General features: G+C 67.0%; 14 protein-coding genes. 7 read left to right on the top strand and 7 right to left on the bottom strand.

The window, feature by feature from the left end; all coding sequences use genetic code 11:
- Positions 1-33: 33 nt before the first annotated feature.
- From glmM to A0J57_RS12640, 5 genes are all read left to right on the top strand, one after another.
- Complete coding sequence (gene glmM / locus A0J57_RS12660; protein ID WP_025551139.1) at positions 34-1,374, top strand: phosphoglucosamine mutase; 1,341 nt, start codon at positions 34-36, stop codon at positions 1,372-1,374.
- Between the two features lie 123 nt (positions 1,375-1,497).
- Complete coding sequence (locus tag A0J57_RS12655; protein WP_061940239.1) at positions 1,498-1,722, top strand: DUF1272 domain-containing protein; 225 nt, start codon at positions 1,498-1,500, stop codon at positions 1,720-1,722.
- Positions 1,719-2,480 carry a bifunctional hydroxymethylpyrimidine kinase/phosphomethylpyrimidine kinase gene (gene thiD / locus A0J57_RS12650; protein WP_061940237.1) on the top strand — a complete coding sequence of 254 codons (762 nt, stop codon included), beginning with the start codon at positions 1,719-1,721 and terminating at the stop codon, positions 2,478-2,480. The genes A0J57_RS12655 and thiD overlap by 4 nt, the downstream gene beginning before the upstream one ends.
- Entirely contained in the window at positions 2,473-3,072 is a 600-nt protein-coding gene (locus tag A0J57_RS12645) for a ribonuclease HII (protein ID WP_025551133.1), read from the top strand. Before thiD ends, A0J57_RS12645 begins: the two co-directional genes overlap by 8 nt.
- Positions 3,073-3,164: 92 nt before the next feature.
- Positions 3,165-3,806 carry a L,D-transpeptidase family protein gene (locus A0J57_RS12640; RefSeq protein ID WP_201030939.1) on the top strand — a complete coding sequence of 214 codons (642 nt, stop codon included), beginning with the start codon at positions 3,165-3,167 and terminating at the stop codon, positions 3,804-3,806.
- A gap of 75 nt (positions 3,807-3,881) precedes the next feature.
- Here the strand turns inward: A0J57_RS12640 and ahpF are convergent, their stop codons facing one another.
- The 3 genes from ahpF to betI form a co-directional block, all read right to left on the bottom strand.
- Entirely contained in the window at positions 3,882-5,462 is a 1,581-nt protein-coding gene (ahpF, locus tag A0J57_RS12635; RefSeq protein WP_048577134.1) for an alkyl hydroperoxide reductase subunit F, read from the bottom strand.
- Between the two features lie 204 nt (positions 5,463-5,666).
- Positions 5,667-6,230, bottom strand: coding sequence for an alkyl hydroperoxide reductase subunit C (gene ahpC / locus A0J57_RS12630; RefSeq protein WP_013040906.1), 564 nt, complete (start codon positions 6,228-6,230; stop codon positions 5,667-5,669).
- 131 nt (positions 6,231-6,361) lie between these two features.
- Positions 6,362-7,000, bottom strand: coding sequence for a transcriptional regulator BetI (gene betI / locus A0J57_RS12625; RefSeq protein WP_044661667.1), 639 nt, complete (start codon positions 6,998-7,000; stop codon positions 6,362-6,364).
- A 128-nt stretch (positions 7,001-7,128) separates the two neighbouring features.
- On the opposite strand from betI, the gene A0J57_RS12620 reads away from it, so the two are divergent.
- Both A0J57_RS12620 and A0J57_RS12615 read left to right on the top strand, forming a co-directional pair.
- The gene (locus A0J57_RS12620; protein ID WP_061940235.1) at positions 7,129-7,596 is read left to right on the top strand and encodes a hypothetical protein; all 468 of its coding nucleotides are present in this window, start codon (positions 7,129-7,131) and stop codon (positions 7,594-7,596) included.
- Between the two features lie 71 nt (positions 7,597-7,667).
- Positions 7,668-7,907 (top strand): hypothetical protein, encoded by a 240-nt coding sequence (locus A0J57_RS12615; RefSeq protein ID WP_025551125.1) that lies wholly within the window; start codon positions 7,668-7,670, stop codon positions 7,905-7,907.
- 116 nt (positions 7,908-8,023) lie between these two features.
- Here A0J57_RS12615 and A0J57_RS12610 read toward each other — a convergent pair whose 3' ends face one another.
- The 4 genes from A0J57_RS12610 to A0J57_RS12595 form a co-directional block, all read right to left on the bottom strand.
- Complete coding sequence (locus A0J57_RS12610) at positions 8,024-8,551, bottom strand: CarD family transcriptional regulator (protein WP_025551124.1); 528 nt, start codon at positions 8,549-8,551, stop codon at positions 8,024-8,026.
- Between the two features lie 280 nt (positions 8,552-8,831).
- Positions 8,832-9,170 carry a ferredoxin FdxA gene (gene fdxA, locus A0J57_RS12605; RefSeq protein ID WP_025551122.1) on the bottom strand — a complete coding sequence of 113 codons (339 nt, stop codon included), beginning with the start codon at positions 9,168-9,170 and terminating at the stop codon, positions 8,832-8,834.
- A 203-nt stretch (positions 9,171-9,373) separates the two neighbouring features.
- On the bottom strand, positions 9,374-9,670 hold the full coding sequence (locus A0J57_RS12600) for an RNA-binding S4 domain-containing protein (protein ID WP_044661669.1): 297 nt from the start codon (positions 9,668-9,670) through the stop codon (positions 9,374-9,376).
- Entirely contained in the window at positions 9,663-12,308 is a 2,646-nt protein-coding gene (locus tag A0J57_RS12595) for a helicase-related protein (protein ID WP_235600864.1), read from the bottom strand. The genes A0J57_RS12600 and A0J57_RS12595 overlap by 8 nt, the downstream gene beginning before the upstream one ends.
- Positions 12,309-12,446: the final 138 nt, after the last annotated feature.

Below are 12,446 nucleotides of genomic sequence, written 5' to 3'. Positions count from 1 at the left end.
CATGAGAGCTTCACCGCGGGGCGGGCAGGGACGATGAGCAGGAAATATTTCGGTACGGACGGCATTCGCGGGCGCACCAACCAATGGCCGATGACCGCCGAACTGGCGATGAAGGTCGGCATGGCGGCGGGCAAGCATTTCCAGCGCGGCACCCATCGCCATCGCGTGGTGATCGGCAAGGATACGCGGCTGTCGGGCTATATGGTCGAAAATGCGCTGGTCGCCGGGTTCACGGCGGTCGGCATGGACGTGGTGCAGTTCGGGCCGATCCCGACGCCCGCCGTGGCGTTGCTGGCCCATTCGATGCGCGCCGACCTGGGCGTGATGATTTCGGCCAGCCACAATCCCTATTTCGACAATGGCATAAAATTATTCGGCCCGGACGGCTACAAGCTGTCGGACGAGGATGAGCTGAAGATCGAGGCGATGCTGGACCAGCAGATCCCGCTGGCCGCGTCGCAGGACATCGGCCGCGCCCGCCGCGTGGAGGATGCGCGCGGCCGCTATATCCATGCGGTCAAGTCCAGCTTTCCCGCCGATCTGCGGCTGGACGGGCTGAAGATCGTGGTCGATTGCGCCAATGGCGCGGCCTATCAGGTCGCCCCTTCCGCCCTGTGGGAATTGGGGGCGGAGGTGGTGGCGATCGGCGTCACGCCCAACGGCATCAACATCAACGACCAGTGCGGATCGACCGCGCCGCTGCTGTTGCAGGAAACGGTGGTGTCGTCGGGCGCCGACATCGGCATCGCGCTGGACGGCGATGCCGACCGGCTGATCGTGGTGGACGAGCATGGCGCGATCGTCGACGGCGACCAGATCATGGCCCTGATCGCGGGCAATTTCGCGAAGGCGGGGATGCTGCGCGGCGGCGGGCTGGTGGCGACGGTGATGTCGAACCTGGGGCTGGAGCGGTTTCTGGCCGGGCAGGGCATGGCGCTGGAGCGGACCAAGGTGGGCGACCGTTATGTGCTGGAGCGGATGCGCGAGGGCGGCTTCAACGTCGGGGGCGAGCAGTCGGGGCACATGATCCTGTCCGACTATGCGACGACCGGCGACGGCACGATGGCGGCGCTGCAGGTGCTGGCGGCGCTGGTGCGGTCCGGCAAGCCGGCGAGCGAGGTGTTGCACCAGTTCGATCCGGTGCCGCAATTGCTGAAGAATGTGCGCTTTTCCGGCGGCAGGCCGCTGGAGCATGAGGATGTGCGGAAGGTGATCGCGCAGGCGGAGGCGGAGCTGAACGGGTGCGGGCGGCTGGTGATCCGTCCGTCCGGCACCGAGCCGGTGATCCGGGTGATGGCGGAAGGCGACCGCGAGGAACAGGTCAGGGACGTGGTGGAGCGCATCTGCGACGCCGTGGCGAAGGCGGCGGCGTGACGGCGTTGCGTTGCGGTTGTCCTTGCCGATATGGCGCTGCCTTTCCGGCGCGTCCGGGCCGGGGGAGGCGGCGGGAGATGGGTTCCCGCCTGCGCGGGAACGGCGGACGGAGGGCGATCGTCCATGCTTGAGATGCGGCCCGATTGCGAACGCTGCGGCGTCGATCTGCCCGCCGACGAGCCGGGGGCGTTCATCTGTTCCTTCGAATGCAGCTTTTGCGCGCCCTGCGCGGAGGCGTTGGACGACCGCTGCCCCAATTGCGGCGGGGAGTTGATGGACCGGCCGACGCGGGTGGGGGATGCGTTGAAGCGGCATCCGGCTTCGGGGGAGCGGCGTTTCGGGGGATGAGCATCGCCCGCATCCTGATCGTCGCCGGGTCCGACAGCGGCGGCGGGGCTGGCATCCAGGCCGACATCCGCACCGTGACGCTGTTGGGCGGCCATGCCATGACGGCGATCACCGCGATCACCGCGCAGAACACGCTGGGCGTGCAGGGCGTCCATCCGGTGCCGGCCGACATGGTGATCGCGCAGATGGAAAGCGTGATCGGCGACATCGGGGTCGACGCGGTGAAGATCGGCATGATCGGATCGGCGGAGACGGCGGCGGCGGTGGCCGAGCGGCTGGCGGCGCTGGAAGGCGTGCCCATCGTCTTCGATCCGGTGATGGTGGCGACCAGCGGTTCGGCGCTGGCCGATGAGGCGACGGTGGCGGCGTTCGAGCGGCTGATGGCGCTGGCGGCGCTGGTGACGCCCAATATTCCGGAGCTGGAGGCGCTGGGCGGGGAGGAGATCGCGGTCCGCTTCGCGACGCATGTGCTGGCCAAGGGCGGCCATGGCGAGGGGCCGATGCTGACCGACCGGCTGATCGGGCCGGGCGGCGTGGTGAAGGCCTGGAGCAATGCGCGGATCGACACGCGGCACAGCCATGGCACGGGCTGCACGCTGGCCAGCGCGATCGCGACCGGGCTGGGGCAGGGACGGGACATGATCGACGCGATCGAGCGGGCGCGCAAATATGTGCGGGAGGCGCTGGCGCTGGCGCCCGGCCTTGGCGGCGGACATGGGCCGATGGGCGCGCCGTTCGGATTTCATGACCATGCCTGATTTCGCCCATGAATTGCGGCATCATCCGGGGCTGGTCGCCGGGGTGGACGAGGCCGGGCGGGGGCCGCTGGCCGGGCCGGTGGTGGCGGCTGCGGTGATCCTGCGGCGGGAGGATTGCCCGGACGGGCTCAACGACAGCAAGCAGCTCAGCGCGGCGAAGCGGGCCGTGCTGGAGGGGGAGATCAAGGCGCGGGCGCTGTGCTGGGGCCTGGGGGTCGCTTCGGTCGAGGAGATCGACAGCCTCAACATCCTCTGGGCGACGATGCTGGCGATGACGCGGGCGGTGGAGGCGCTGACCCATGACTGCGCGCATGTGCTGGTGGATGGCAACCGCTGTCCGCAATGGCGCTGGGCGTCGACGGCGGTGGTCGAGGGCGACGCCAAATGCCTGTCCATCGCGGCGGCATCCATATTGGCGAAGGAGGCGCGCGACCGGATGATGATCGAGGCGGCGGCGGCGCACCCGCATTATGGCTGGGAAAGCAACAAGGGCTATGGCAGCGCCCGGCATCTGGCCGCGCTGCGCGAGCATGGGCCGACGCCGCTGCACCGCAGGAGCTTTGCGCCGGTCGCGCAGTTGAGCCTGCTTTAGGGACGCGCCGGGGCGACGACCGTCCCGATCCGATACCGATGCGAGTCCGCCGGGGGCTGGCGCTGCGCCGTCTTATGGTTAAGAAGGTGTTTATGCGCGCCTTTCTGACCTTCCTGCTGTTGCTGACCTGTGCGGTGGCGCCGCCGGCCGGGGCGCAGGAGGCGCTGGGGCCGGGGGGCTATCGCTGGCTGGAGGAGGGGCCCTTTGCCGGGCCGCTCTATCTGGTCATCAGCATCGAGCGGCAGAGGGTGCATGTCTATGACGGCGACCGGCTGGTCGGGGTCGCCAGCGTGTCGACCGGCATGAAGGGGCATCGCACCCCCACCGGCGAGTTTCCGGTGTTGCAGAAGCGGGAATGGCATCGGTCGAACCTCTATTCCAACGCGCCCATGCCCTTCATGCAGCGGCTGACCTGGGACGGGATCGCGCTGCATGCCGGGCATAATCCCGGCTATCCGGCGAGCCATGGGTGCATTCGCCTGCCCCAGGCCTTTGCCCGCAAGCTGTTCGGGATGACGCAGATCGGCACGCTGGTCAGCGTGACGTCGGACCGGCTGAGCCCCGCGCTGATGGTGGATGCGCTGGTGGTGGGCGATCCGGGGAGCGCGGTCGCCACCTTCACGCCGCAGGCGCCGGTCGTGCTGGCGCAGCGCGACGATGCGAGGGTGGGAGCGGGCGCGCCGATGCTGGAGGTCGATCCGGGGATATTCCGGCTGAGGTTGATGCGGCGTTAGGGGCCCTTCGGACGGGGCAGGAAGGCGGCGGGTTCCTGCGAGAGCCCGCCGCCTTCCTGATTCCCGGCATTCCGATCAGGCCGCTTCCGCGGTTTCCTCCGTCGCGGGGAGGCGGATGAGATAGTCGAAGGCGGACAGCGCCGCCGTCGATCCGGCTCCCATGGCGATCACGATCTGCTTGTAGGGCACGGTCGTGCAGTCGCCTGCCGCGAAGATGCCCGGCTGGCTGGTTTCGCCGCGCGCGTCGATCTCTATCTCTCCGCGCGGGGAGAGGGCGATCGCGTCCTTCAGCCATTCGGTGTTGGGGACGAGGCCGATCTGGACGAAAATGCCCTCCAGCTCGACATCATGCTCCGTGCCGCTGTTGCGGTCCTTGTAGCTGAGGCCGGTCACTTTCTCGCCATTGCCGTCGACCCTGGTCGTCAGGGCCGAGGTGATGATCCTGACATTGGGCAGGCTGGCGAGCTTGCGCTGGAGCACGGCGTCGGCGCGGAGCTGGCTGTCATATTCGATCAGCGTCACATGGGCGACGATGCCGGCGAGGTCGATCGCCGCCTCCACGCCGCTGTTGCCGCCGCCGATCACCGCGACGCGCTTGCCCTTGAACAGCGGACCGTCGCAATGGGGGCAGTAGGCGACGCCCTTGTTGCGATATTCATCCTCGCCGGGCACGCCCATCTGCCGCCAGCGGGCGCCGGTGGAGAGGATGACGGTGCGGCCCCTGAGCGATGCGCCATTTTCGAGGACGACTTCGTGATAGCCGCCTTCGGCCTTGGCCGGGATCAGCTTCGCCGCCTTCTGGAGGTTCATGATCTCGACATCATAGTCCTTCACATGCGCTTCCAGCGCGGAGGCGAGCTTGGGCCCTTCGGTGCGGCTGACCGAGATGAAATTCTCTATGTCCATGGTGTCGAGCACCTGGCCGCCGAAGCGTTCCGCCGCGACGCCGGTGCGGATGCCCTTGCGCGCCGCATAGATGGCCGCCGCCGCGCCGGCGGGGCCGCCGCCCACCACCAGCACCTCGAACGGGTCCTGGGCCTTGATCTTCTCCGCCGCGCGGGCCGCCGCGCCGCTGTCGATCTTCGCGACGATCTGCTCCAGCTCCATGCGGCCGCTGGCGAAGGGTTCGCCGTTCAGGAAGACGGTGGGCACGGCCATGACCTTGCGCGCGTCGACCTCTTCCTTGAACAGCGCGCCGTCGATGGCGGTGTGGCTGATGCGCGGGTTGAGCACGCTCATCAGGTTCAGCGCCTGCACCACGTCGGGGCAGTTCTGGCAGGAGAGCGAGAAATAGGTTTCGAAGGCGAAGTCGCCGTCAATATCCCTGATCTGCTGGATCAGGTCCTGCGCGGCCTTCGACGGATGGCCGCCGACCTGGAGCAGCGCCAGCACGAGCGAGGTGAATTCATGCCCCATGGGCAGGCCGGCGAAGGTGACGCCGATGTCCGTGCCGGTGCGGCGGATCATGAAGCTGGGGACGCGGCTGGCGTTACCGGCGGCGATCGTCACCTTGTCCGACAGTTCGGCGATCTCATCCAGCAGCGTCTTGAGTTCGCGGCTCTTGGGGCTGTCGTCCAGCGACGCGACCAGCTCGATCGGCTGGGTGATGTTCGCCATATAGGCCTTGAGCTGGGCCTTCAGATTTGCGTCCAACATCTTCGGTCTCCTTGGGTTGGGCGCGCCTATCCGGGGCGCGGCTACATGTTCGCCGGAACGGTGCGACCCGAAGGCCCGGCGGTGTTTGCGATGATGCGATTTGACTTCATCGTGCTCTTGCGAAGGCAGGAGCACGCGGCATGCAGAGGCCCTGCCGGATCAGGGAGGAACTCGACCCGATCCGGCAGACGCCCTTTCAGGTCTTCAGATCTTGCCGACCAGGTCGAGCGACGGAGCAAGGGTCGCTTCGCCTTCTTCCCACTTGGCCGGGCAGACTTCGCCGGGGTTGGCGGCGACATATTGCGCGGCCTTGACCTTGCGGAGCAGTTCGGTCGCGTTGCGGCCGACGCCTTCCGAGGTGATTTCCATGAACTGGATCACGCCTTCGGGATCGACCAGGAAGGTCGCGCGGTCGGCAAGGCCCACGCCCGGGCGCATCACGTCGAAATTATTGGTGATCTGGCCCGACTGGTCGCCCAGCATATAATAGTTGATCTTGCCGATGGCCGGCGAGGTGTCGTGCCAGGCCTTGTGGCTGAAATGCGTGTCGGTCGACACCGAGTACACCTCTACGTTCAGTTTCTGCAGCGTCGGGTAGATGTCGGCCAGATCCTCCAGCTCCGTCGGGCAGACGAAGGTGAAGTCGGCGGGGTAGAAGAAGAAGACGGCCCACTTGCCCTTCACGTCGGCGTCGGTCACGTCGACGAACTTGCCTTCCTTGTAAGCGGTGGCCTTGAACGGCTTGATGGTCGTGTTGATAAGCGCCATGGGCTTTCCAGTTCCTTTTTAGGGGGTTGCTGTTGCCCGACCCATGTAGGGAAAGCGCAGGGCGCCGTGAAATTGGTTTTATCGACAAGGTTGATTGATAAAAACGATCACCGCCAGCTTCATTGATCGATCTAGCCGCTTCTCGGCTTTTGCAGGACGTAGTTCATCGCCTCCTCCAGCATGCCCAGCGCTTCCTCTATGGTGAAGGTGGAGGAGTCGAGGCACAGTTCCAGCCACAGGCCGTCGATCATCGCGGTAAGCCCGATGGCGGCGATGCGCGCGTCGGGACGGGGAATCTGGGGCGCCGCCTCGCGCAGCAGCACCTCCATGCGTTCGCGCCCGCCGCCATAGGTTTCCGCATGGGTGGCGGCGATGGCGGGATTGGTCTTGTTGAGGCTCCAGAAGGAAATCCAGGTCGCCAGCAGATCGGGGTCCAGCACGGGCGGCTGGAAGTTGGAGCGCAGATAGGCCCAAAGCCGCGCGCGGGGGCAGGAGCCGGCCTCCGCCACGGCGCGTTCCATGGCGGCGGCGACCTTTTCACCGACATCGCGATAGGTGGCCAGGATCAGCGCGTCGACGCCGTCGAAATAATGGGTGAGCAAACCGGCCGAAACCCCGGCATAGGCGCAGATCGCGCGGACGGAGGTGCCGCCCACGCCCTTTTCCGAAAGACAGCGCGCCGTCGCCTCGATCAGGGCCTGCCGCCGGACATCGGCGGATTCGCGAACGAACCGCGCCCTTTCCGGGCGCCCCTCAACCTTGTTCTCCATCTCTTTTCCCCGCCCATGATCCTGCCTTCCCGTCGCAGCCGCTGGCAAGCGGCTCCGCCCCCTGTCGGGAAATGGATCGAAGCCCCGCGTTCAGCGGTTTATCGGGTCAATTGCAAGGAGAAAGATGGATGAATCGTCGCAATCTGGGCCTGATTCTCCCGCTGATGGCGATGGGAGCGCTAACTTCCGGTTGCGCCAGGAGCGCCGACGAGGGCGGGGCCGCGAACAATGCCGCGCAGCCGGCCGATGTGGAGGCGATTGCCGAGCCGGATGCCGTCAATGCCGCCGCCAACGGGGCGGCGGGCCTGCCCACCGACGAGTGGGTCGGGCGGTGGAATGGGCCGGAGGGGCTGTTCCTGGACATCCAGCCGTCGCCCGATGGCCGGCCCGGACATTATGCCGTCGCCAATCAGGACAATCTGGACCGGCAGGGAGACTATCCCGGCGTGGCCGAAGGGGCGACGATCCGCTTCGTGCGCGACGGCAGGGACCTGAGCATTCGTCCGGGCACGGGCGCGGAAACCGGGTTCAAGGATCTTGCCGGCCGGCAGGATTGCCTGATCGTGCTGCCGGGCCGGGAGGGCTATTGCCGCTGATCCGGTCAGGAACCCGCCCGCTCGCTTGCGCATTTATGCCGCCGGGTGGCGTGAAGACGAGGAGGATTTCTATGGCGGATTATCAGGATCGTCCGGCGACGACCACGATCATCGAGAAGCGTGGCGGCGGCGGAACCATGGTGGCGGTTCTCTTGCTGGTCGTGGTCGTGGCGATTGCCGCCTTCTTCCTGATCAGCAGCCAGAGCCGGAAGGACAGCGCGGTCGAGAGCGCGGCCACGCAGGTCGGCCAGGCGGCGAGCGATGTCGGAGATGCGGCGAAGGACGCGGCGGGCGCCGCGAAGGGCGAATAGGCCCGGCGCCGCACCGGCGGTTTCCCGCCGTTCGTCCGGTTGGATTGCAAAAAAAGGGCGCCCTGTTCGGGGCGCCCTTAATTCAGGCCTGCCGTTGTCGGCTCAGCCGGATGTCGTCAGCCTTCCACCTTCGCATGCCGGGGTGCGGCTTCGTTGAGGATGCGCAGGATCTTCTTGAGCGCGCTCGGCTCGTCCGTTTCCTCCATCGCCGCGAGTTCGCGGGCGAGGCGGCTGGACGCGGCTTCGAAGATCTGCCGTTCGGAATAGCTCTGTTCCGGCTGATCGTCGGCGCGGAACAGGTCGCGGGTCACTTCGGCGATCGACACCAGATCGCCCGAATTGATCTTCGCTTCATATTCCTGCGCGCGGCGCGACCACATGGTGCGCTTCACCTTGGGCTTGCCCTTCAGGGTTTCGACCGCTTCCTCCAGCGTCTTGTTGGAGGAAAGCTTGCGCATGCCGACGCCCTCGGCCTTGTTCGTGGGCACGCGGAGCGTCATCCGCTCCTTTTCGAAGCGCAGGACATAGAGTTCCAGCTCCATGCCCGCAATCTGCTCCTTCTGCAGTTCTATGACGCGGCCAACGCCATGCTTGGGGTAAACAACATAATCACCTACGTCAAAGGACAGCGCCTTGGCAGCCATTTGAAACCTTTCCATGTCTTCGGGGGAGCGGTGGCATTCGCGTTGCAGGTGCGAAAAGGTGCACGAGCCAGGGGAAGCGCGGCGCCACCATCATAACATCAGGCATTTGTCTCCGTAGTGGACGCGACCATGTCCACCTGTTGGCGCCTATTTAGCAGATTCGTAACAAAATTGCCACCCCCGGACACAAAATCCGGGAGTGGCGGTGCAAATTAAACGCAACAGCTAGTCTTCATGAGGATGCCGGCGGCGGTTCGCGACAGCCTTGCGGCGTGGCGTTTCAGCTGCCCGCGCCGGGCTCCGGCGAGAAGAATTTCTCCAGCTTGTTTTCGATGCCCTTCATCTCGTCGGCGTCGGCGGGGGCTTCGCCCTTGACGGTGATGTTGGGCCATTCGGCGGAGAATTTCGTGTTCAGCTCCAGCCATTTTTCCAGGCCGTTCTCCGTATCGGGCAGAATCGCCTCGGCAGGGCATTCCGGTTCGCACACGCCGCAGTCGATGCACTCGTTCGGATTGATGACCAGCATGTTCTCGCCCTCGTAGAAACAGTCCACGGGGCAAACCTCGACGCAATCCATATATTTGCAGCGGATGCAGTTATCGGTCACGACATAGGTCATGGGTCAGCACTCTTGGTAGGGAGACAATCGGCGCCCTGCTATGCGCGGTCGGCGCGAAGGTCAATGAGGATATTGTTGGGGCGCGGGTAGTGGGCTTTTTCCCGTTATCCCTGTGGGGGCGAGGATTCATCTTCCCTGCCGATGAGCCGGGGGCGATGTTGGGAGATGGGTTCCCGCCTTCGCGGGAACGACAAAGGGGGGGGTCAGGCGCCGACCGTCAGTTCCTCATAGCAGGACTGGGCTTCGGGGGCGGGGCCTCGGCGGCCGGGGAGCTGGAGGATGCGGACGACCCGGACGCCGCTGGGATGGGGAAAGGTGATGAGGTCGCCGGCCCGCACCGGCGCGTGCGAGCGTTCGATGCGGCGGCCGTTGAGGCGGATATGGCCGTCCTCCGCCATTTTCTGGGCGACCGAACGGCTCTTTGCGAGGCGCGCGAACCAGAGGAACTTGTCGATGCGCAGGCTGGGGCCGTGGGCCGCGACCAGGCCCGCGTCAGCCATTGCGGCCCAGCAGTTCGGCAAGGCCCGCAAAGGCATGGTTGCCGGTGGGGGCAGGGCCGGACGAGGCGGCGGGGCGCGGCCCCCGGTCGTTGCGGGGCTTGCCCTGGGCGGGCGCGCCGCGCTTTTCGCGGCCCGGATGCTGCTGGTGCGTCCGCGCCTTCTGCCGGCCACGGAAGGCCCAATTGGGTCCGCCCTCCGCAGGCGCCTCCACGGCGCGGAAGCCCGCGAGGCGCATCAGTTGCAGGAAGGCGTCCTCCGACAGGCCGAGCGAGACGATCTGCGGGCTCTGCGCGGTGAAGGCCTCGTTCCTGGCGATGGCCTCATGCGCGGTGCGGGCCATGCGTTCGGCCATGTCGATGCGCAGCATCTGTTCGCCAAAGCCGCGGAAGCCGGCGATGCGGGCGCCCATCTGCTCAGGCTTTTCGCCGGCCGGGATCAGGGTGAGGCCGGGGCCGGGCAGGGGCAGGCAGGGCTTGCCCAGGCGCGCGGCCAGCAGGGCGGCGCGCCAGCGGGCGGCGCCGGGCTTCAGCAGGCCGGGATGATAGATGTCGAGCACGCCGATGTCGATGCCGGCGCGGCGCAGCAGATGGCGCTGGTCCTTGTCGAGATGGCCGAGCGCCGAATCGAGTTCGGTGCGCGCGATGACGCCGCCGGCATCGGCAAGCTGGGCGAAGACGGCGCGGACGACGGCGGGGACTTCGGGATCGGCGCTGCTGCCCACCATCCTGGTGAGGGGCAGCAGATGCTTTTCCTTCTGCGCGTCCATCCATGCGGCAAGGCGGGCCGCCACCTGCTTCTGCACATCCTGTCCCATTGCGAGGAGCGCGCGGTCCAGACGGATTTCCGGGGTCAGCAGCGCGGGGCCGCCGTGCAGCGTCGCCACCGGATCGCCCTTCCAGCTTATGCCGGGGGCCTGCCCTGCTTCGTCCATGAGCGCGAAATCGGTATCGGGTGCGCCCAGCAATTCGTCAGCCTTCACTCGCAATATCCTTCCAAGGCGCCGTTCAGCGGCCGCCAGCAGCATCTTCCTGTCCTGATGCCGGGTAGCGGGATCGACCGAGAAACGAAATCCGTCAAGTCGCCCGATCGTCTCGCCATCGACGCAGACTGTCCCGTCCTGTTCGATTTCGACCGGCAGATTGGCCGCGCTTTGGCCGATGTCCCTTAGCAGAACGGTGGTGCGCCGGTCCACGAAACGCTGCGTCAGCGCGGCGTGGAGCGCGTCGGAGAGCTTTTCTTCGAGGGCGCGGGTGCGCTCCGCCATTTCCGCCGGATGGGCGAGCCAGTCGGCGCGATGGGCGATGTAGGACCAGGTGCGGGCGGCGGCGATCCGGCCGGAGAGGGTGTCGATGTCGCCCTGAACCGAATCGAGTCGCGCAATCTGCTGGGCGAACCAGTCGCGGGGGATGTGGCCCGTCCCTTCGGACAGGAAGCGCCAGATGCGGCTGACGGCGCGGGCATGATGTTCGGCGCCCAGCTTCTGGAAATCGGGCAGGCCGCAGGCGGCCCAGAGCCGTTCGACCTGCTTCCTGCCGCGTGCCCGATCGATCACCAGCGGGTCGTCGGCGAGCCGCCTGAGCACGGCGAGGTCGACCGCTTCGGGCGCGGCGCGCAGTTCGGGGCGTTCGGGCTTCTGCTCCAGATCGGAAATGAGGTGATCCAGCCGGTCGGTGCGCGGCGTGCCGTTGCGCCAGAAAAGCTGCTCCACCGGCGGAAACCGGTGCGCCTCTATCGCCTCTATCTCCTCCGGCGTGAAGGCGGCGTCGCCATCCTCATGGCCCAGGCTGCCGAAGGTGCCGTCCTGGTGGTGGCGGCCGGCGCGCCCGGCGATCTGCGCCATTTCCGCGACGGTCAGGCGGCGGGTGCGGCGGCCGTCATATTTGCGCAGCGAGGCGAAGGCGACATGCGCGACGTCGAGGTTGAGGCCCATGCCGATCGCGTCGGTGGCGACCAGATAGTCGACCTCTCCGTTCAGGAACATCTGCACCTGCGCATTGCGGGTGCGGGGCGAGAGCGCGCCCATCACGACCGCCGCGCCGCCCCGGAAGCGGCGGAGCATTTCCGCCACGGCATAGACCTCCTCGGCGGAGAAGGCGACGATGGCGGAACGCTTGGGCAGGCGGGAGAGCTTTTTCGCGCCGGCATAGCTGAGCGTCGAGAAACGCGGGCGGCCGATGATCTCCGCATCGGGGACCAGCGCCTTCACCACCCGGCCGATGCTGGCCGAGCCGAGGATCATCGTTTCCTCCCGGCCCCTGGCGCGCAGGAGGCGGTCGGTGAAGACATGGCCGCGTTCCGGATCGGCGCCGAGCTGGGCTTCGTCCAGGGCGACGAAGGCGTAATCCGCCAGCCCTTCGTTCGCGGTCCCGGCCTGCCGACCGATCGGCATGGATTCCGCGGTGCAGAGGAAATAGCGGGCGCCGGGGGGCACGATCTTTTCCTCGCCGGTGATGAGGGCGACCTGCGCCGGGCCCTTCATGCCGGCCACCCGGTCATAGACTTCCCGCGCCAGCAGGCGCAGCGGGAAGCCCATCATCCCGGAGCTATGGCCGCACATGCGTTCGACGGCGAGGTGGGTCTTGCCGGTGTTGGTGGGGCCCAGGACGGCGGTGAGGGGCGATCGGGCGAACTGGGCCATGGTCCCTGCTATGTCGGGCATGGATCGGGGAAGGGCAAGGGGAAAGGCCCGGGCGGGAGGTCGAATTGGGGTGCGCGGGTCTTGCGGGTGGGCCGCCGGCCTTGCGGCGGGGGTGGGGGTGGGAGATGGATCCCCGCC

The sequence above is a fragment of the Sphingobium sp. 22B genome (assembly GCF_001580035.1).
Classification (GTDB): Bacteria; Pseudomonadota; Alphaproteobacteria; order Sphingomonadales; family Sphingomonadaceae; genus Sphingobium; species Sphingobium fuliginis.
Note: the sequence above shows the minus strand (reverse complement) of the source record. Positions and strands in the feature narration are given on the sequence as shown.

Coding starts and splice junctions, on each gene's coding strand:
- glmM (WP_025551139.1), top strand. CDS start 34: ATGAGCAGGAAATATTTCGGTACGGACGGCATTCGCGGGCGCACCAAC.
- A0J57_RS12655 (WP_061940239.1), top strand. CDS start 1,498: ATGCTTGAGATGCGGCCCGATTGCGAACGCTGCGGCGTCGATCTGCCC.
- thiD (WP_061940237.1), top strand. CDS start 1,719: ATGAGCATCGCCCGCATCCTGATCGTCGCCGGGTCCGACAGCGGCGGC.
- A0J57_RS12645 (WP_025551133.1), top strand. CDS start 2,473: ATGCCTGATTTCGCCCATGAATTGCGGCATCATCCGGGGCTGGTCGCC.
- A0J57_RS12640 (WP_201030939.1), top strand. CDS start 3,165: ATGCGCGCCTTTCTGACCTTCCTGCTGTTGCTGACCTGTGCGGTGGCG.
- ahpF (WP_048577134.1), bottom strand. CDS start 5,462: ATGTTGGACGCAAATCTGAAGGCCCAGCTCAAGGCCTATATGGCGAAC.
- ahpC (WP_013040906.1), bottom strand. CDS start 6,230: ATGGCGCTTATCAACACGACCATCAAGCCGTTCAAGGCCACCGCTTAC.
- betI (WP_044661667.1), bottom strand. CDS start 7,000: ATGGAGAACAAGGTTGAGGGGCGCCCGGAAAGGGCGCGGTTCGTTCGC.
- A0J57_RS12620 (WP_061940235.1), top strand. CDS start 7,129: ATGAATCGTCGCAATCTGGGCCTGATTCTCCCGCTGATGGCGATGGGA.
- A0J57_RS12615 (WP_025551125.1), top strand. CDS start 7,668: ATGGCGGATTATCAGGATCGTCCGGCGACGACCACGATCATCGAGAAG.
- A0J57_RS12610 (WP_025551124.1), bottom strand. CDS start 8,551: ATGGCTGCCAAGGCGCTGTCCTTTGACGTAGGTGATTATGTTGTTTAC.
- fdxA (WP_025551122.1), bottom strand. CDS start 9,170: ATGACCTATGTCGTGACCGATAACTGCATCCGCTGCAAATATATGGAT.
- A0J57_RS12600 (WP_044661669.1), bottom strand. CDS start 9,670: ATGGCTGACGCGGGCCTGGTCGCGGCCCACGGCCCCAGCCTGCGCATC.
- A0J57_RS12595 (WP_235600864.1), bottom strand. CDS start 12,308: ATGGCCCAGTTCGCCCGATCGCCCCTCACCGCCGTCCTGGGCCCCACC.